The organism is Sporichthya polymorpha DSM 43042, from assembly GCF_000384115.1.
GTDB classification, from domain to species: Bacteria; Actinomycetota; Actinomycetes; order Sporichthyales; family Sporichthyaceae; genus Sporichthya; species Sporichthya polymorpha.
Genome location: NZ_KB913029.1, coordinates 4,384,969 through 4,402,559, shown reverse-complemented (window position 1 = coordinate 4,402,559; position 17,591 = coordinate 4,384,969). Strand labels below are relative to the sequence as shown.

The window sequence follows — 17,591 nt, the reverse complement described above, 5'->3', positions numbered from 1 at the left end:
CTCAGTTGTTCTCGCTCGGCCGCGCGTAGTCCAGGTCCGCGGCCGGACGCGTCGCGTCCACCGTGATCTGCTTGCGGGTCTCGACGGTGGGGATCGCACCCCGCTCGTCCAGCACCGCGAACACCCCGCCGGGGATCCGCAACGCGGGCACGAGGGTATCCGGGTCGCCGATGACCTTGAACAGGTACGGCGCGCTCACCGCCTGCCCGTCGATCCGGACGCTGCCGGGCCCGGAATCGAGGAAGTCCGTGCCGGCCACGACGCGGATGTCGTTGATCTGCACGGCCTCCGCGCCGGCGTCGCGCAGCTCCTGCAACGCGTCGAGGAGGACGGCCGCGTCGACCTTCTGCTGCGGGTCCTCGATGCGCAGCGCGATGCCCGGTCCCTTCGCCGGGACGGTGCCGGCGAGGATGCCCAGGACGGCCTTCCGGCCCTCGGCCTCGGTCAACGCCGCCTTCGAGCGGTCGGAACCGGACTGCAGCTCGGACCGCCGCTGCTCGAGGTCGCGGATCTCGCTGTCGAGCCGCTCCGAGCGGTCGTTGAGGTCGTCGAGGATGCGGATCAGGTCGCTCTGCCGGGCCGAGCGCAGGTTGTTGTCGTCGGCCTGCAGCCGCAGCTGCACGACCGCGAAGAACCCGAGCAGGCCGCAGAGGACGGCGATCACCAGCTGCGTCGGTGCCGCGCGCCGGACCCGGAGCGCCGCGAGCAGACCGCGGAACCCCGCCGGGGGCGGGCTGAACGACTGCTCCCCCCGCGGCAGCGTCGAGGAAACCGGCGGGGCCGCCGGGGCCTGGCCCTCGCCCTCGGCCTCGGTGCCGTCCGCCCCGGCCGGCCGTCCGCCGATCTTGTGACCGGCGATGAGCAGGGTCTCGTCCTCGCCGGCGGCGTCCTGCGCGGGGCCCGGCGCAGGGCCCCGCGAGGAGCCCGGCGCGGGACCCGAGCCGTAGTCCAGGCTCGCGTCCGCCGGCTCGTCGGGGCGCGGGTGCTCGGGAGGCTTGGTCATGTCAGGCCGAGAGCAGGTGTCGCCGGATCGCGGCGACGTTGGAGAAGATCCGGATGCTGAGCACGACGATGATGCCGGTCGTCAGCTGCCCGCCGACGCCGAGCCGGTCGCCGATGAAGACGACGAGGACCGCGACGAGCACGTTCGCGATGAACGAGACGACGAAGACCTTGTCGCTGAAGATGCCGTCGAGCAGGGCCCGCAGCGCACCGAAGAGAGCGTCGAGGGCGGCGACCACGGCGATGGGCAGGTAGGGCTGCATCCACACCGGGACCGTCGGGTCGAAGATCAGGCCGAGAGCGATGCCGAGAACGAGGCCGAGCGCGCCGATCACGAGGCGACCCCCGTCGGTGTCGGGTCGGTGGCGGCCGCCGGGGTCGGGGTTGCCGCCGGGGTCGCGGTCGGGGTGGGCGCGGGGGTCCGGGTCGGCGTCGGAATCACAGTGGGAGTGGGGGTCGGGGCCACGGTCGGCCTCGGAGTGGGCACCGGGTCGGGTGTCGGGTCGGGTGTCCGGTCGGGTGTCGCCGTCGCGGTGCCGGCGTCGGCCGTCGCCAGCGTCGCGTTCCGCAGCGTCACGCCGGTCGCGCCGGGGAGCCGGAGGTCCTTCTCGGTGGTGACGGTGAACCGGATCCCGAAGCCCGCGAGGGTGTGGAACCAGCGGCCGCCGGGGCCGTCCACGAAGTCGACCTCCAGGTCGTTCGGGTTGCCGATCGCGAGTACGACGTACGGCGGGCTCAACGGGCGGTAGGCGACGAGGATGGCGTCGCCCGCGGACCGGACGGCGGTGAGCTGGGTCAGCCGCTGGCCGTTCACGCTGATGGCCTCGGCGCCCGCGGCCCACAGGCCGTTGAGGAGGCGCTGCAGGTCGGTGTCGAGGACCCGGCCGGTGCCGCTGGTGGAGCGCAGGTTGCCCGCCGGGGCGTCGTCGACGACCACCTTGATGCCGGGCCCGCGGACGGCGGTGACGCCGGCGAGCGCCGAGAGTCGCTCCAGGTCGGCGCGGGCGGCCGAACCTGCCGAGGTGGCGACGAGCGCGGCGTCCCGGAGGCCGTCGACCTCGGAGCGCAGGGCGACCAGGCGGTCGTAGAGGTCGTCCGCCTCTTCGGTCTCGGTGCGGACCCGCTCGATCAACTCGTCGCGGGCCTGGGCGACGGCCGGGGCGTTCGCGCGCGTCTGCTGCGCGGCGACGGTGAGGACGAGGCCGGCGAACGCGAGCACGACGACGAGCGCGACTCCCCCGCGCCAACCCGAACGGCCGGGGCCGCGGCGCACGGGTTCGTCCGACAGCCCGGCGGCCGCCACGGCGGCCCGGCGCGCCGCCTCCCGCCGGTACCCCTCGTCGAGGGTGTTCGTCATCAGGTCGGACAGCAGCGACATCGACGCGTCGGGGCGGCGCGTCGACCCTTCGTTCATGCCGTCATCGTTCCACGGCGCGTCGGCCCGGCGCGGGAGTGGTCGACGGCGCGTTCAGGTGGCGGCGCGCTCGACGACCTGGCACCACTCCTCGGCCAGGGTCGCGGCGGCGACGTCGTTGTCGGCCTCCGCCCACAGGTGGGTGGTGGCCTCGGACGGGTCCGGCAGCACCATGATCCAGCTGCCGTCGCGCTGCACGACGCGGACGCCGTCGGTGGTGTCGATCGTGCGGTGGCCGGCGGCCTCGACGACCGCCCGCATGACCTTGCCCTTGAGCGCCCACGGCGTCGGGAGCACGCGGTAATCGACGTGGGCGCGCGGGATACGGGCGTCGATCTGGCTCAGCGTCAGTTGGGTCCGGGCGATCAGGCCGACCAGGCGGACGAATGCGGCCGTCCCGTCGACGGCGTTGCCGACCTCGGGGATGACGAAGCCGCCACGGCCGTCGCCGCCGAGGATCAGCCGGGGGTCGGTGACCGCGCGGGCCAGGTCGTCCGAGGACGTCGCCGTCCAGGCGATCTCGACGCCGTGGAAGCCGGCGACCTTTTCCGCCACGCGGGTCGTGGTGACCGGCAGCGCGATGCGCCCGCCGCGGCGCTCGGCGGCGATCAGGTCCATGACGACGAGCAGCGCGCGGTCGTCCGCGACCGGGATGCCGCGCTCGTCGACGAGGGAGATGCGCTCCCCCAGCGGGTCGAAGTACACGCCGAACGCGGCCTTCGACGAGGCGACGAGTTCCCCGAGTCGGGCGAGCGAGCGCGCCTTGTCCTCGGGCGTCTGGGTCGGGCGGGCCTCGTCGATGCCCATGTTCACGGTGAGGACGTCGACGCCGAGGCCGCCGACCACGCGCGGCAGGAGCAACCCGGCCGCGCCGTTGCCGGCGTCGACGACGACCTTCATGTCCGGGGTGTCGTCCCGGTGCGGCACACCGGTGGTGTCGACGGTGTTGAGGACCTGCTTGACGTAATGCTCGACGACGCGACCGGGGAACGTCAGGTCGCCGATCTCGCCGGGGAACGCGCGGCGGTACTCCTGCCGGGAGAAGACGCGCTCGACGCGGCGGCGGTGCGCGGCGGAGAGGTCGGCGCCCGTCGCGTCGATGAACTGGATGTCGACGCTGTCCGGAATGCCGGGGGTTGTCCGGATGAGCACGCCGCCGGCGTGGCCGCGCGTCGCCTCGAGCCGCGCAACCGGGGGTGGCTGCATCTCGAGGTCGCGGACGTTGATGGCCGCCGCCTGCAACGCGGAGATGACCGACTGCTTGAGCGCGCGGGCGGCGCGGGAGCCGTCCCGGGCGGTGAGGACGGTGTCGCCCTTCTTCAGCGTCGTCGCGTACGAGCTGGCGAGGCGGACGGCGTGCTCGGGCGTGATCTCGACGTTGACGATGCCGGAGACGCCGCGAGGGCCGAACAGGGCGCGTTGCCCCCGGGCCTCCCAGATGACGTTCTGGTTGACGACGGCACCGGCGTCGATCGTCTTCGAGGGGTAGATCTTCACCCCGGCGGCGATGATCGCCTCCTCCCCGATCAGGCAGTGGTCGCCGACGACGACGCCCTGGTCGACCCGCGCCCCCCGCATCACGTCGGTGTTCTTGCCGACGACGCACGCGCGCAGGTTCGTGCCCGGCCCGATGTAGACGTTGTCGTGGATGACCGCCCGGTCGAGGAAGGCGCCGCTCTTCACGACGACGTTGCTGCCGATCACCGTGTACTCGCGCAGGGTCGCGCCGGCCTCGACCTTCGCGTAGTCGCCGATGTAGAGCGGCGGGCGCAGTTCGACGCTGGGGTCGACCTCGGCGCCCTCGCAGATCCAGATGCCCGGGCGGATCTCGAAGCCGTCCTTGTCGGCGGTCTCGACGGCGTTGGAGAGGACGTCGGCCTGGACCTTGAGGTAGTTCTCGTGGGTGCCGACGTCCTCCCAGTACCCGTCGGCCACGAAGCCGTAGACGGGCAGGCCCTCCTTGAGCAGCAGCGGGAAGATGTCACCCGACCAGTCGGACGGCTCGTCGACCGGCACGTACTCGAACACCGACGGCTCCATCACGTAGATGCCGGTGTTGACCGTGTCGGAGAAGACCTGGCCCCAGCTGGGCTTCTCGAGGAAACGCTCCACCCGGCCGTTCTCGTCGAGAATCGTGATGCCGAAGTCGAGCGGGTTCGCGACGCGCGTCAGGCAAACGGTCACCATCGCCTCGCGCTCCCGGTGGAAGCGGATGACCTCGGAGAGGTCGACGTCGGTCAGCGCGTCCCCGGAGATGACGAGGAAGGTGTCGTCGCGCAGCGCGTCCTCGGCGTTCTTGACGCTGCCGGCCGTGCCCATCGGGACTTCCTCGGTGGCGTAGGTGATCGCCATCCCGAGTTCCTCGCCGTCACCGAAGTAGTTGCGCACGAGCGAGGCGAGGAACTGGACGGTGACGACGACGTCGGTGAAGCCGTGGTGGCGCAGGTGCCGCAGCACGTGCTCCATGACCGGGCGGTTGACGACGGGCAGCAGCGGCTTCGGCATGGAGGCAGTGATCGGGCGCAGACGCGTGCCCTCGCCACCGGCCATCACGACGGCCTTCACTGCGTACCTCCCGTCCCGTTCGGCCGGTCAGGTCCGGCGGTCCGCTTCGACCAGGCTCCGCACCTGGACGAGGTAGAGCACGCCTGCCCACCAGTACAGCCCGCTACCCCAGATCGCGAAAGCCCATCCGAGGACGTTCGCCAGCGTCTGGACCGTCGTCATCTCGCCGGTCCCGTCCCCGAGGAGCAGGAACGGGAAGGCGTAGAGCAGATTGAAGGTCGCGGCCTTGCCCAGGTAGTGGACCGGCAGGGCGGGGCCGTACCCGAGGCGCCGCAGGGTCGGGACGCACCCCAGCAGCACGAGGTCGCGCCCCACGAGGGCGAGCGTGAGCCAGAGCGGGACGATGTCGCGGACGGTCAGCCCGACGAGCGTGGCGAGGATGTAGAGCCGGTCCGCGGCGGGGTCCAGGAGCTGCCCGAGCCGGCTGGTCTGGTTCAGCCGGCGGGCGAGCCAGCCGTCCGCCCAGTCCGTGAACCCGGAGAACATCAGGACCAGCAGTGCGAGCCCGTCGCGCTCGGGGCCCAGGATCAGCCAGAGGAACAGCGGGACCCCGGCCAGCCGGAGGAAGCTGAGCAGGTTCGGCAGCGTGAGGATCCGGTCCGGATGCGCCGTCGTCGTTGCCTCCCCGCTCACGCGCCGACCTTATAGATCGTTCCTCGGCGGTTCCGGGGAGAGGTTCGGGCGTGCCGCCCGCCCACAGGACGCGGTGGGGCCGGCGGCACGCCCGTCCTGGGCGGTACGAGCGATCGGATGGGCCCCCGCCGGCCGACCGCGACCACCTCAGGTTCGGAAGGTCTCGCGGTACCAGAGTGGCCGGTGTGTGTTTCGTCGGTGTTGCCCGGCAGTGAACCTCTGCGGCGAAGGTCTGGGGCCCGTCGTGGGCGGACCTCAGTTCCGGCGGACACCGAACATGTGGACCGTCCCGAAGTCCTGGAGGACCGCCTCGCCGAGCGTGGCGGCCTCGAGGTGGGGCGCCTGCGCGATCGCGGCGGCGGTGTTGCCCTCGATCAGAACGCGGCTCGGGTTCGACAGGCTGGTCAGGCGGCTGGCGAGGTTGACCGTCGGGCCGTAGACGTCGCCCATGCGCGCGACGACCTCGCCGGTCGCGACCCCGACGCGGACCTGGGGCAGCATCGGGTCGGTGTCCATGGCGTCGGCCAGGTCGAGCCCGATGTCCACGGCCTGGATCGCGGTGTCGGAGACGAAGAGGATCTCGTCGCCGACGGTCTTGATGACCCGGCCGCCCTGGCGCAGGACGACGTCGGAGGCGACGGTCTCGAAGCGGTTGACCAGGCGCGCGAGCTCCAGGGGGTCCATGTTCCGGCTGAGCCGGGTGTAGCCCGCCATGTCCGCGAACCCGACCGACAGGCGCATCCGGCGCGCGTCCTCGGTGACGCGGTCGAGGCGCCACTTGACGACGGCCGCCAGGTGCCGGCGGAAGGCGTAGACGAGCAGCGGGCCGAAGTCGTCGACGTGCTCGTAGAGGAAGTCGACCGCGCGGGCGGCGCCGGTCTCCGCGTCCCCCGCCTGGTCGCTCATCTGCTCGACCATGGCGATGACCTGCCACATCGCGAGGCGGGCCATCTGGTGGCCCATGGCGCGGATCAGCCCGACGACGAACTCCTCGTCGGAGCCGATGTCGGTGATCAGGCGGGCGAGGGTGACGATCGCGTCCTTGTCGCCGCGCGTGAACATGCGGCCCGCGGGTTCGGTGTCGGGGAAACCCAGGGCGTGCCAGAACAAACTGGCCACTTCGGGCGAAAGCCCCGCGGCCTCGGCCAATGCCGCCAGCGAGATGTCCGGGTCGCCTCCGAGCAGCAAACGCTCGAGGTCGTCGGCACTCCTGCCGCCTGCCGCCCCGTCAGTCATGCCGTGCCCTGTCTTTCCGCCCGCGCGGCGTTCTTGATCGCTGGTCCCATTGTGACAAGCAGCGCTAGCGTGAGCGAGGTCGCTGGTGCAACTCATAGGAGGCCGGTTCGTGTCCGATCCTCAGCAGCCGTGGAACCCGCCGGGTACTCCGGACCCCGCCGCACCCTCCGACCCCTACGCCGCGCCGCCCACCGCGGGTCAGCCCGCTCCCCCGTACGGCCAGCCCGCGGCGCCGCAGCAACAGCCGCCGCCGTACGGCCAGCAGCCCCCGGCGTGGGGGGCTCCGGCCCCCGCGTACGGGCAGCAGCCCCCGCCCGGGCAGCAGCCTCCGCCCGGCTACGGGCAACAGCCCCCGCCGGGGTACGGGCAGCAGCCGCCGCCGGGGTACGCCCCGCCGCCCGGCTACGCGCCGCCCCCGGGGTACGGCGCGCCGTACGGCACCGTCGGCCCGGGTGGGTACTACCAGGCGCCGCTCGGGGCGTTGGGTCAGGTGCGCCCCACGGGCAAGTCGATCCTGCTCTTCTTCGTCACGCTCGGGATCTACGGGCTGGTCTGGTACTACCAGGTCCACGAGGAGATGAAGCGCCACAGCGGGAACGGTCTCGGGGGCGGGCTGGCGCTCGTCATCGCGATCGTGTTCGGGTTCGCGTCGCCGTTCCTCACGTCCTCCGAGGTCGGGAAGATGTACGAGCTGCGCGGCGCCCCGAAGCCGGTGAGCGGCGCGACCGGGGCCTGGTACATCCCCGGCATCCTGATCCTCGTCGGGCCGTTCATCTGGTTCGTCAAGACGAACAACGCGCTCAACGAGTACTGGATCCGGTCCGCCCAGCCGCCCGCGCCGGCACAGCCGGCCTGACGCGGCTGACGCATTGACCGAGGAGCCGCGGAGCGGACCGCTCCCGGTCGCCCTGCAGGGCGTGCCGGAGACGACGTTGTGGACGCTGTACCACCGTGCGCGCGACGCCGCGCGGCCGAAGTCCCGGCTGCAGGACCCGAAGGCGGCCGAGCTCGTCGCAGCGATCGACTTCCCGTTCGAGCAGCGCTTCGGCGGGCGAGCCACCGGCATGGAGGGCTACCTCGGTGAGCGGGCGCTGACGTTCGACCGCGAGGTGCTCGGGGTGCTCGCCACCGACCCCGACGCGGTGGTGGTCGCGCTCGGCGAGGGCCTGGAGACGCAGTTCTGGCGGGTCGACAACGGACGGGTGCGGTGGTTCACCGTCGACCTGCCCGAGACGGCGGAGGTCCGCCGCAAGCTCGTCGGTGAGGATCCGCCGCGGCGGCGGTTGTTCGCCGGATCGGCGCTCGGAGAGGACTGGTTCGCGGCGCTGACGGCCGACGGAACTGTCGGACCGTCAGATCGCGTGGTGGTCGTGGCACAGGGTCTGCTGATGTACCTGCCGCCGCCGGAGGTCGACGCGCTCGTGGTGCGGTGCGCGGAGCGGTTCCGGCGGGGCGTGTTCCTGTTCGACACCGTGCCGGTGTGGTTCTCCTGGTTGAGCCGCCGTGGCTTGATCCGGGCGCCGAACGGCTACCGGGCCCCGGCGATGCCGCACGGGCTCAACGCCGGTGATCACGAACGGATCCGGCGGCTGTCGCCGCGGATCGCGTCGGTGCGCTCCGTCCCGCCGACCGGGGGTCCCGGGCTGATGACGAAGGTGCTGCTCCCGCTCGGCCGGTCGCTGCCGGGGATCCGGCGTGGGATGCCCGAGGTCGTCCGGATCGACTTCGCTCCCTGACGGGGGGGGGGGGGGGGCGCTCTGCACAGCCGAAGGCGGGCCGCTGCTGTGCAGCGACCCGCCCCGGGTCGGTGGTGGCCGGACGAAGCGGCCGGGAGGCTCAGCCGTTGTAGGTCGTGATGGCTTCCATGCTCAGGCCGAACGAACGCAGCACGCCGTGGAGCTCGCGGTGGCCGAACGCCTGGCAGGCCGAGGCGAAGCCGACCCTGCGCGGGGCCGAGTGCAGCACCTGGGACGCGGACCACGCCTGGAGCAGACCGGTCTGCTTGTAGTTGCAGTTGCCGTAGATGACGCAGTGCGCGCGGGCCAGCGGACCGCTCGCGTAGACCGAGTCGATGGAGATGTTGATGCGGGGGTTCTCGCGGGGCGGGTAGGCGTTGTTCACCTGGGCGGCGACGCCGGCGAGGATCTGCCGGGTCTCCTCCAGGGACTTGCCCGCGGTGAGCTCGAGCATCTGGGCGACGAGCCCGGGCACGGCCTCCATCAGCGGCCGGTTGATGACGCCGCCGAGCACCTTGCAGGTGGCGACGCGCGGGTCGTTCTGGAACCAGATCGGGGACGAGGTGCCGCCCCACGGGAGTGCCAGGCCCAGCTCGTGCTGACCGGGGACGGTGAGTGAGTACAGGCCCGCGTCGGCCGGCCACTCGACGAGCTTGTTGTCCTCCAGGTAGTACGCCTTGGACAGGACCGCGTTCTGGACGATCGTCGCCGTGGAGGCGACGGTCGGCTGGCCCTTCCAGAACACCGACATGTCGAGGGTGTCAAGGCCCGGGTTCTCGAGGCAGTAGTTCGCCGCGATCTCGCCGGTCGTGTACATCTGCGCGATGCCCGGGGAGAGCAGCAGGCCCTTTTCGGCGAACTCGGCGCCGTAGGCGTCGCGGCACTGGATCATCCAGTCCTGCTCGCCGGTGGTGTCCATGTAGTGGACGCCCGCGTCCAGGCAGGCCTCGACCGCGGCCGGGCCGAACTCGGCGAACGGGCCGACCATGTTGCACAGGGCCTTCGCGCCCTGGAGGAGCTTGGTCAGCGCCTCGGGGGTGTGCTCGACCTCGGCGATCTCGTAGTCGGCGGTCTCCAGACCCGGGACGGTGTCCAGACCCGCCTGCAGCTTCTCCTTGCTGCGGCCGGCGGCGATGAACGGGACGTTCAGTTCGCGCAGGTACTCACACACCAGGCGACCGGTGTATCCGCTGGCGCCGTAGACGACGACCGGCTTGTCACTCATGTGGGACGACCCTTCGTTGGGTGGGTGGTGCGGATGGATGACGGGGTGTCAGGTCCCCATACCGCCGTCGACGGGGATGCCGGCGCCGGTGACGAAGCGGGATGCGTCCGAGGCGAGGAAGACCACGACGTCGGCCATGTCGTTGACCTCACCGAGACGCCCGAGCGGGGTCTGCTCGACGACCAGGCCGACCGCGCCGGGGATGTCGGGTGCGAGGCCGATGTCGACGATGTCCTGAGCGAGCTTCATGCCCATCTCGGTCGGGACCAGGCCCGGGTAGATGCAATTGACGCGGACGCCGTAGCCGAGCTTGCCGGACTCGACGGACGCGACGCGGGTGATGCGGTCGACCGCGGACTTGGAACCGGAGTAGCCGGCGATCGCCGGGAAGGCGATGGTCGCGGCGACCGAGGCGATGTTGATGACGGAACCCCCGTTGCCCGCCGCTCCACCGGGACGCATGGCGCGGAAGGCGTGCTTGATGCCGAGGATCGTGCCGACGACGTTGACGTCCATCATCCGGCGGATGTCCTCGGGGTCGATGTCGATGACCAGGCTGGACAGTTCGATGCCGGCGTTGTTGACGACGATGTCGAGGCCGCCCAGGGCACTGACCGTCTGCTCGATCGCGGCCTCCCAGCTGGCCTCCGAGGTCACGTCGAGCGAGACGAACTCGGCTGCGGCGCCCTTGCTCTTCAGCTCCTCGACGGTCGGCTTGCCCAGGTCCTCGCGGATGTCGCCGATCGCGACGGCGGCGCCTGCCTCGGCCAGGGCGGCCGCCATGCCGGCGCCGAGGCCGCGCGCGCCGCCGGTCACCAGGGCCTTGCGGCCGGTCAGGTCGAATACGCCCATGTCGGGCTCCTCTCGGGGGGCTGGAGTGATCTGGGCCATAGCCAAGCCCGCCGATTGGACACTCGTCAAGAGTTTCTTTGACAGTTGCCCAAGATAAGCTGGAGTTTCGCCCTGACCTGCGATTTCATTGGGCGTATGACGGAGACCGTTCCCGGCGATCGGGTGTCGGCGCGCCTGGTGGACAAGTTCACGGCGCGCCGGGACGAGTTGGCGGCCGCCACCCGGGCCACGCTGGCCGAGCTCGGGTACGCGCGGACCAGCCTGCGCGAGATCGCGGCGAACAGCGCCTTCTCGCACGGCGTCCTGCACTACTACTTCCGCGACAAGGTCGACCTGATCACGCACAGCGTCCGGCAGTACAAGGCCGAGTGCGTGAGCCGCTACGACGAGATCGTGGACTCTGCCACCGATGGCGACGCACTGGCCCGCGGCTTCGCGGTGGCGATGGCGACGACGCTGCGGGACGACGCCGCGATGCACCGGCTCTGGTACGACCTGCGGAACCAGAGCATGTTCGAGGACGTCTTCCGGGCCGACGTGGCCGAGATCGACGCCGGCCTCGAGCAGATGATCTGGCGGGTCGTCAGTCGCTATACCGACCTGACGGGCGCGACTCCCCTGCTGTCGTCGAAGGCGCTGTACGCCGCGTTCGACGGACTCTTCCTGCAGGCGCTGACCCGGTGGACCACTGACCCGACGGGCGCCGCGGCCGAGCTCGAAGAGTCGGTGGAGCGGTTGCTCCGGCTCGTCGTCTCGTCCTGACGGGTGATCAGTTCGCCCAGGTTGCCGGGTTCAGCTCTTGCTGACCGCGCTGAGCGAGAGCGCGTTGCCGCTGGGGGCGCACGCGTCGGGCACTGCGGGGAACTCCTGGGCGGTCTCGATGAGTACCGTCTCGGCGTTGGCGCTGAACGAGTCGCCGTCGAAGATGTCGACGCCGTCGCCGGGGTTGACGCCGGCGCGGCCGTTGGCGGTCAGCGGCCGTGAGCCGCGCGGCCAGACCAGCAGGTTGGTGCCGTCGGTGAAGCAGTTCTCCGCGGTGAGGTATTTCGCGACGCCGTTGTAGGGCGAACCCGGCCCGGGCACGCCGCGCGGGAGCGTGTTGGTGACGAGCTGCGTCTCGTCCGTCGCGCCGACCGTGAACCACAGCGGCCCGCCGTACTCACGGGGCGGCGGTGCTCCGGTCGCCCGGTCCTCGAGGTCGGGGTCCTCGTCCCAGAAGCTCGCGACCCCCGCGATCGCCACGATCGCGACCACCACGAACGCCCCCGCGGCGGCGAGCATCCACTGCCGGTTCAGCGGTCCGGGTACCCGTCCTGTGAACTCGCGGTCCTCGTACTGGTGACCCTCGTCGCCCGGCGTCTCACTCACGCGATCATTCTGCGCCACCACTCCCCTGCCGCGTGGACCGACCGCTCGAACGAAAACATGTGTCGTCGGGGTCAACAGCACCCTTCCGAAATCGTCGTGATCAAGGTCTTGCGGTGGGATCGATGCGGCGCTAAACTTCGAACATATGTTCGAGCAGCTGATCGAATCGGATGAGGTCGACGGGATCGACCTCGCTGAGCTGCGCGCGGGTCTGTGGCACGTTCCGGACGACGAGCCGCCCGCCGAGCATGTGGAGGCCACGCTGGCGCGGGTGCTCGCGGAGGCGGACGCGCGGGTGTGGGACGACCCGCCGCCGGAGGTCGCGGCGCTGCTCGACCGGTGCTCGCGTGAGGAGTCCGAGCAGACGGAGAGGTCGTTCTCGGCCGCGGATGCGGAGCGGTGGCGGGAGCGGGAAGCGACCGCGTTCGCGTTGTGGGAGCAGGAGTACGCCACCACCGACGGGATGCTCCAGCGCATCGTCCGCTCCCGGGCCGATGCGGCCCGGTGCAACGGTGCTGAGTTGCGGGGGATGGCGGAGTTCGCGATGCAGCGGGCGCAGGAGGCCGCGGTTGCGGTCGCGCAGGCCGCGGCCGAGGGCGCCACCCGTGAGGAGCTCGAAGCGGTGATCGAGGCCGCGGAGTCCTCCGCCGCGGCCGAGCTCGGGGTGGTGTTGCACCTGTCCCCGGCCGCGGCCCGCGCGCGCAGTGATTTCGCCTCGGGGTTGTTGCGGCGCCTGCCCGAGACCTTGAAGGCCCTGGAGGCCGGGGTGCTCACCGAACGGGCGGCGAAGGTCTTGTGGGAGGAGACCCGGGACCTGAATGTCGCCGACGCGGCGCGGGTCGAGCGGGACTGCCTGGACAAGGCCAAGAGCCTGACCCCGGCCTCGTTCGGGCGCCGGGTCCGTAAGCGGGTGGAGGAACTCGACCCCGCCGCCGCGCGTAAGCGCCACGAGCGGGCCCGCACCGAACGCCGCGTCTCCATGAGCCCGGCCGGGGACGGGATGGCCTGGATCTCCCTGCTGCTGCCGGCCGAGGAAGCCATGGCGGTCTACGGGGTGATCGATGCCGCCGCCCGCCTGAAGGTCCCCGGCGACCCGAGGACCCTGGATCAGCGCAAGGCCGACGCCGCGGTCGACCTGATCACCCGCCCCGGCAACCAGGACCCCCGCGTCGGCTACGTCGTGCACATGCACGGGAGCACGCAGCCCACCCCGACGAACTCCACCACGGGCCCCACCTCAAGCGACGAGGCCGAGGACTCCGGGTTCGTGCAGGTTCAAGGTGGGGAACGGATCCCGGCGGCGCGGGCGCGGGCCAAGGCGGACCTGACGGTGTATCACCCGTCAGTGCCGGTGGACATCGCCGCGCTGCTCGCGGACTACAACTCCCGCGCCGACGTCTACCGACCCCCGGCCAGGCTCAAGCGGGCGATCCGGGCGCGGGACCGGCACTGCCGGTTCCCCGGTTGCCGGGTCCCGGCCGACCGGTGCGAACTGGACCACACCATCGCCTTCGAGATCGGCGGCCGGACGGTCTATTTCAATCTCTCCGCGTTGTGCAAGTTCCACCATCGGATCAAACACATGCCGGGATGGACGTGCTCGCAGGACGAGCACGGGGTCCTGACCTGGACCACCCCCACCGGACAAGTGTTCATCACCCGACCACCCCCACCGGTCGGGGACGAACCCCCCGACTTCGAACAACCCGCACCCACACCCTGGGCCCGGGCTGCTTCGACGCGGGCGACCGCGACACCGGCACCCGGACCCGACGACGAACCGCCGTTCTGAGCGGTCGCTGCGCCCTACCTAGGCTTGTGGCATGAACGCGCCCGTGTTGTCGACCGATCGGCTGTTGCTGCGGGGATGGCGGGAGTCGGACCGCGAGCCGTTCGCGGAGATGAACGCGGACCCAGAGGTGACGGAGTTCCTCCTCGGTCCGATGACGCGGGCCGAGAGCGACGATCTGGTGGACCGGATCGAGGCGTCGTTCGCGACGAAGGGCTACGGGCTCTGGGCGGTCGAGGTGGTCGGCGAGCCGGAGTTCATCGGGTACGTCGGACTCTGGGACCCGACGTTCGACGCCCCCTTCGCGCCCGCGGTCGAGGTCGGGTGGCGACTGGCGCGGTCGGCCTGGGGCCACGGCTACGCGACCGAGGGGGCGCGGGCGGCGATGCAGTACGGCTTCGAGACCGTCGGCCTCGCTGAGATCGTCTCCTTCACTGCCACCGTCAACGTGCGCTCGCGGGCGGTCATGGAACGGCTCGGGATGACGTGCGATCCGGACGAGGACTTCGAGCACCCCCGCGTCGCGGTCGACTCTCCCCTGCGCCGGCACGTCCTCTACCGACTCGCGAGCACCGCCACGCCCTCGACGGCCCGGGCCTCCCACCAGGCCAGCTCCTCGTCGTAGCCGCCGAACGCCTTCTCCCAGCCGAACTGCACGAGGCCGCCGAGGAGGCAGAGGGCGAGCTGGCGGTCCCACCACGGCTCGGTGTCGACGCCCGCCGCGGCGAGGGCGTCGCGGTACGCGGCGATCGTCGCCTCCTTCGACTCCGGCAGCCGGCGGCAGTTGATCGCCAGGTACCAGGCGAGGTCCGCCAGGGCGGGACTTCGGCCCGGGATCTCCCAGTCGAGGAGGACGGTGCGCCCGTCCGGGTTCACACCGAGGTTGTCGAGCTTCCAGTTGCCGTGGACGAACGTCTGCGGCGTCTCGGCGAGGGCGAGCACGAGCGGCCCGGGATCCCAAGCCAGGGGCGTGACGATCGCGGCGGCAGTCGGGGCGACCTGCTCCAGCAATGGCCAGCCCTGCCCGACCAGACGCGGCACCAGGTCGTCGCCTCCGCTCTCGGCCTCGGCCTCGGCGAGCCAGGGCGAGAGGTCGAGGTAGCGGTGGGTGGTCGGGACGACGTCGCACTCCGGGCCGGCGTCCCAGAACGCGGCGTGCACGGCCGCCATGTGCGCAAGGAACTGACGATGGGTCGGCAGATCGATCGGATCGTCGCACACCGGCACCAACATGTCGCCGACGTCGCGCATGAGCAGGGCCGCGCCACGCTCGGACGCCGCGACGCCGACGATGGGTTGGTCAATGCAGTCGGGCAGGCACGCGAGCACACCCCGCCGCCACAGTTGCAGCGCCGCGGGGACGAGGCAGCCGGCCGTGCGCATGGTCCAGTCCGAGTCGAGGTCGACGTACTTGACCACGTGCGGGACGCCGTCGATGCGGACCCGTTCGAGCCGGGCCCCGGACTTCCCGGCGGCGTCGAGGATCGGCTCGCGGTCGGTGGCGGCGGCGAGAAGTTCGGCCACGGAGGCGGCCTCGGCGGCGGTCGGCAGGGCCACGTCCGGAATCCTGTCGCATCAGTGCCCTAGCGTGCACCTGTGCTGACCGTTGAGCGGTACTCCGCCGCCATTCGCGACCAGGCCCGGAACCTGGCGGACGACCTCGCCGGCGCAGACCTGACGACCCCGGCCGGGTCCTGCCCGGGCTGGAACGTCGGGCAGGTCGTCCGGCATCTCGGCGGCGGCCTCCGGTGGGCGGCCGAGCTGATCAGCACCCGGGCGACGGAGCCGCCCGTCGACCAGCACTTCCGGGACCTCTCTTCCTACGTCGACGAGGACCCGACCGTCCTCGCCCCCTGGATCGCCGAGAGCGGCGAACTGCTCGCGGCGGCCCTCGAGGAGAGTGGGCCCGACGGCCGACACCGACGAGGCGGAGGCGCTGCTCGGTCCGGGGCGGACCGTGCACCGGCACGCCACCGACACGGATCCCGAGCTGCACGCCGAGTGGGTCCTCGACCTGACCGGGCAGGCCATCACCTGGCGGCGGGCACACGAGAAATCGGCGGTGGCGGTCCGCGGTCCGGTCACCGACCTGCTGCTGATGGTCTATCGACGACGCGCCCCCGACCAATTGGATGTGGTCGGGAACGCGTCGCTGCTGGAGTTCTGGCTCGAAGGTGTGCCTTTCGGCTGACGGACGCTCAGATCAGCTCTGGGCCCAGATCTTGAGCGCGTAGCGGACGCCGTTCTTGCGCATGCCCTTCACGTAGACACGGTCGCCCTCGCGCAGGGCGCGCAGGCCGACGCGGTCCCCGTTGCGGTAGATCTTCGTCCAGCTGCGCACGGTGACCCGGCGGTCCGGGCCGCGCCGCTGGTCGATCTCGATCCGGCGCGGACGCAGGCTCTTGTCCTCGAGGGTGCCGGCGATCGTGAAGCCCCGCCAGCGGCGCCGGCGGTCGGTGACCGCCTGCTCGGAGTTCGCGCTCTGCGCGTACGAAACGGTCGTCTGCTGGTCCGCCGCCGGAGTGCCGGCGACGGCCGTGGCCGGAGACGCGGGCGCGATCAGGCCGACGGTCAGCAGCACGGTCGCCGCCAGCGTGGCTCGGTTCGTGGTTGTGCGCATGTAGTCAGCCCTCCGAGGAGATGAAAGTTGCGTAACGGACGCCGTTCTTGACAACTCCACGGGCGTAGATCCGGTCGCCCTCGTCGAGGGAGCGGAGACCGACCCGGTCGCCGTTCAGACGTATGAAGGTCGACTTCGTGACCTTGACGTCCACGTCGGACCCGCGGTCCCGGTCCACCCGGATCCGGCGGTTCGGCAGCGAGATGTCGTCGATCTCCCCGCGGACCTCGAAGGTGCGGGTGGTCGTGGTGGTCGTGGCCTGGGTGGATGTCGGAGAGGCGGATGTCGAGGCCGAGGTGCCCGCGGCACCTGCGGGTAGCGCGGGAGCGATCAGGGTCAGGCTGAGTACTGCGGTCGCGGTCAAGGACGAACGCATCGGTGTCTCCTCAACGCAGGGGCGCCGTCAGTGCGGCGCGGGGTCCTGGCCTGGCTGTTCCCGGTGACTTTCAAGATCACTCCTCGGACGCGGTTGAAATGTGGGACCCCGTCAGATTTCTGTCGCCCGCCTGGGACGGGTGGGACGACACAGAACGGCCGCGGGCACTGCCCGCGGCCGTTCGTGCGTTGTGTCTGGTGGTGCAGATGGTTCCGCGAGGGTCAGTCGCGGTCGGCCCAGATGCGGAGGGCGTACCGGTCGCCGTGCTTCTTGACCCCGCGGACGAGGACGCGGTCGCCTTCCGCCAGGTCGGCGAGGCGGGCGCGATCGCCGTCGATGCGGATCCGGGTGAACCGGTGGACCTCAAGCGTACGGTCCGATCCCCGGCGCCGATCGACGCGGATCTCGCGGTCGTCGAGGTCGACGTCCTCGATCACGCCGACGACGGTGAAGCCGCGCCAGTGCTGGTGGCGGTGCCGGTCACGGTCGCCGTCCCGGCGGTCCCGGTCGCTGCGGTCGTCCCAGCCCTGGCTCTGGCCGGCGACGGCGGCGCGGCTGTCGGAGCCGGTCCCGGCGACCGCGGGCGCGGCCGGGACGGCCAGCGCGGCGGTGAGGACGGCGGTGGTCGCGAGGTGCAAGCGCTTCATTCGGGTTCCCCTCCCAGTCGGGCGCCGCGAGCGGCGCGCGCTTCGGGTTCGGGGTTTCCCGGGCCCGTTGTGGATCAGTCGTGGATCTTGACGGGCGACATCTCACACGGTCAGATCGGTCGTTTGCC

The 17,591-nt window shown here is 71.4% G+C and carries 19 protein-coding genes and 1 pseudogene; 7 read left to right on the top strand and 13 right to left on the bottom strand.

Annotation, left to right across the window (positions count from 1 at the left end):
* Nucleotide 1: 1 nt before the first annotated feature.
* From SPOPO_RS30980 to SPOPO_RS30970, 6 genes are all read right to left on the bottom strand, one after another.
* Nucleotides 2-1,003 (bottom strand): DUF881 domain-containing protein, encoded by a 1,002-nt coding sequence (locus SPOPO_RS30980; RefSeq protein ID WP_019877133.1) that lies wholly within the window; start codon nucleotides 1,001-1,003, stop codon nucleotides 2-4.
* Between the two features lies 1 nt (nucleotide 1,004).
* Nucleotides 1,005-1,337 (bottom strand): small basic family protein, encoded by a 333-nt coding sequence (locus SPOPO_RS0121420; protein WP_019877131.1) that lies wholly within the window; start codon nucleotides 1,335-1,337, stop codon nucleotides 1,005-1,007.
* Nucleotides 1,334-2,416, bottom strand: coding sequence for a DUF881 domain-containing protein (locus tag SPOPO_RS30975; protein WP_019877130.1), 1,083 nt, complete (start codon nucleotides 2,414-2,416; stop codon nucleotides 1,334-1,336). Before SPOPO_RS30975 ends, SPOPO_RS0121420 begins: the two co-directional genes overlap by 4 nt.
* A 54-nt stretch (nucleotides 2,417-2,470) precedes the next feature.
* Nucleotides 2,471-4,981, bottom strand: coding sequence for a mannose-1-phosphate guanyltransferase (locus SPOPO_RS0121410; protein WP_019877129.1), 2,511 nt, complete (start codon nucleotides 4,979-4,981; stop codon nucleotides 2,471-2,473).
* A gap of 27 nt (nucleotides 4,982-5,008) precedes the next feature.
* Nucleotides 5,009-5,614: a cardiolipin synthase ClsA gene (clsA, locus tag SPOPO_RS0121405; protein ID WP_019877128.1), complete on the bottom strand. Its 606-nt coding sequence runs from the start codon at nucleotides 5,612-5,614 to the stop codon at nucleotides 5,009-5,011.
* A gap of 255 nt (nucleotides 5,615-5,869) precedes the next feature.
* The gene (locus SPOPO_RS30970) at nucleotides 5,870-6,850 is read right to left on the bottom strand and encodes an adenylate/guanylate cyclase domain-containing protein (RefSeq protein WP_169577221.1); all 981 of its coding nucleotides are present in this window, start codon (nucleotides 6,848-6,850) and stop codon (nucleotides 5,870-5,872) included.
* Between the two features lie 109 nt (nucleotides 6,851-6,959).
* On the opposite strand from SPOPO_RS30970, the gene SPOPO_RS35345 reads away from it, so the two are divergent.
* Nucleotides 6,960-7,706: a DUF4234 domain-containing protein gene (locus tag SPOPO_RS35345; protein WP_084671399.1), complete on the top strand. Its 747-nt coding sequence runs from the start codon at nucleotides 6,960-6,962 to the stop codon at nucleotides 7,704-7,706.
* 13 nt (nucleotides 7,707-7,719) lie between these two features.
* Nucleotides 7,720-8,586 (top strand): class I SAM-dependent methyltransferase, encoded by an 867-nt coding sequence (locus SPOPO_RS30965; RefSeq protein ID WP_019877125.1) that lies wholly within the window; start codon nucleotides 7,720-7,722, stop codon nucleotides 8,584-8,586.
* Between the two features lie 100 nt (nucleotides 8,587-8,686).
* Here SPOPO_RS30965 and SPOPO_RS0121385 read toward each other — a convergent pair whose 3' ends face one another.
* Nucleotides 8,687-9,811, bottom strand: coding sequence for a DUF5938 domain-containing protein (locus SPOPO_RS0121385; RefSeq protein WP_019877124.1), 1,125 nt, complete (start codon nucleotides 9,809-9,811; stop codon nucleotides 8,687-8,689).
* Between the two features lie 48 nt (nucleotides 9,812-9,859).
* Complete coding sequence (locus SPOPO_RS0121380; protein ID WP_019877123.1) at nucleotides 9,860-10,663, bottom strand: SDR family NAD(P)-dependent oxidoreductase; 804 nt, start codon at nucleotides 10,661-10,663, stop codon at nucleotides 9,860-9,862.
* Between the two features lie 135 nt (nucleotides 10,664-10,798).
* On the opposite strand from SPOPO_RS0121380, the gene SPOPO_RS0121375 reads away from it, so the two are divergent.
* Nucleotides 10,799-11,425, top strand: a complete 627-nt coding sequence (locus SPOPO_RS0121375; protein ID WP_019877122.1) for a TetR/AcrR family transcriptional regulator — start codon at nucleotides 10,799-10,801, stop codon at nucleotides 11,423-11,425.
* Between the two features lie 30 nt (nucleotides 11,426-11,455).
* Here SPOPO_RS0121375 and SPOPO_RS0121370 read toward each other — a convergent pair whose 3' ends face one another.
* The gene (locus SPOPO_RS0121370; RefSeq protein ID WP_019877121.1) at nucleotides 11,456-12,031 is read right to left on the bottom strand and encodes a hypothetical protein; all 576 of its coding nucleotides are present in this window, start codon (nucleotides 12,029-12,031) and stop codon (nucleotides 11,456-11,458) included.
* 145 nt (nucleotides 12,032-12,176) lie between these two features.
* Here SPOPO_RS0121370 and SPOPO_RS0121365 point away from each other — a divergent pair, with 145 nt between their 5' ends.
* A complete protein-coding gene (locus SPOPO_RS0121365) occupies nucleotides 12,177-13,823 on the top strand; it encodes an HNH endonuclease signature motif containing protein (RefSeq protein WP_019877120.1) in 1,647 nt (548 codons plus the stop codon).
* A gap of 31 nt (nucleotides 13,824-13,854) precedes the next feature.
* Nucleotides 13,855-14,445 (top strand): GNAT family N-acetyltransferase, encoded by a 591-nt coding sequence (locus SPOPO_RS0121360; RefSeq protein WP_019877118.1) that lies wholly within the window; start codon nucleotides 13,855-13,857, stop codon nucleotides 14,443-14,445.
* On the opposite strand, the gene SPOPO_RS0121355 is transcribed toward SPOPO_RS0121360, so the two are convergent.
* Nucleotides 14,376-15,377 (bottom strand): phosphotransferase, encoded by a 1,002-nt coding sequence (locus tag SPOPO_RS0121355; RefSeq protein ID WP_019877116.1) that lies wholly within the window; start codon nucleotides 15,375-15,377, stop codon nucleotides 14,376-14,378. The genes SPOPO_RS0121360 and SPOPO_RS0121355 overlap by 70 nt on opposite strands.
* Nucleotides 15,378-15,416: 39 nt before the next feature.
* Between SPOPO_RS0121355 and SPOPO_RS36090 the strand changes: the two are divergent.
* Together SPOPO_RS36090 and SPOPO_RS35335 are read left to right on the top strand one after the other, a co-directional pair.
* Nucleotides 15,417-15,716, top strand: a pseudogene (locus SPOPO_RS36090) (maleylpyruvate isomerase N-terminal domain-containing protein); the annotation flags it as partial.
* 4 nt (nucleotides 15,717-15,720) lie between these two features.
* Nucleotides 15,721-16,011, top strand: a complete 291-nt coding sequence (locus tag SPOPO_RS35335) for a hypothetical protein (protein WP_019877115.1) — start codon at nucleotides 15,721-15,723, stop codon at nucleotides 16,009-16,011.
* 12 nt (nucleotides 16,012-16,023) lie between these two features.
* On the opposite strand, the gene SPOPO_RS0121345 is transcribed toward SPOPO_RS35335, so the two are convergent.
* The 3 genes from SPOPO_RS0121345 to SPOPO_RS0121335 form a co-directional block, all read right to left on the bottom strand.
* Nucleotides 16,024-16,440 (bottom strand): hypothetical protein, encoded by a 417-nt coding sequence (locus SPOPO_RS0121345; RefSeq protein WP_019877114.1) that lies wholly within the window; start codon nucleotides 16,438-16,440, stop codon nucleotides 16,024-16,026.
* Between the two features lie 4 nt (nucleotides 16,441-16,444).
* Complete coding sequence (locus tag SPOPO_RS0121340; RefSeq protein ID WP_019877113.1) at nucleotides 16,445-16,816, bottom strand: hypothetical protein; 372 nt, start codon at nucleotides 16,814-16,816, stop codon at nucleotides 16,445-16,447.
* Nucleotides 16,817-17,037: 221 nt separating this feature from the next.
* Nucleotides 17,038-17,463 carry a hypothetical protein gene (locus SPOPO_RS0121335; RefSeq protein ID WP_019877112.1) on the bottom strand — a complete coding sequence of 142 codons (426 nt, stop codon included), beginning with the start codon at nucleotides 17,461-17,463 and terminating at the stop codon, nucleotides 17,038-17,040.
* Between the last annotated feature and the right edge of the window lie 128 nt (nucleotides 17,464-17,591).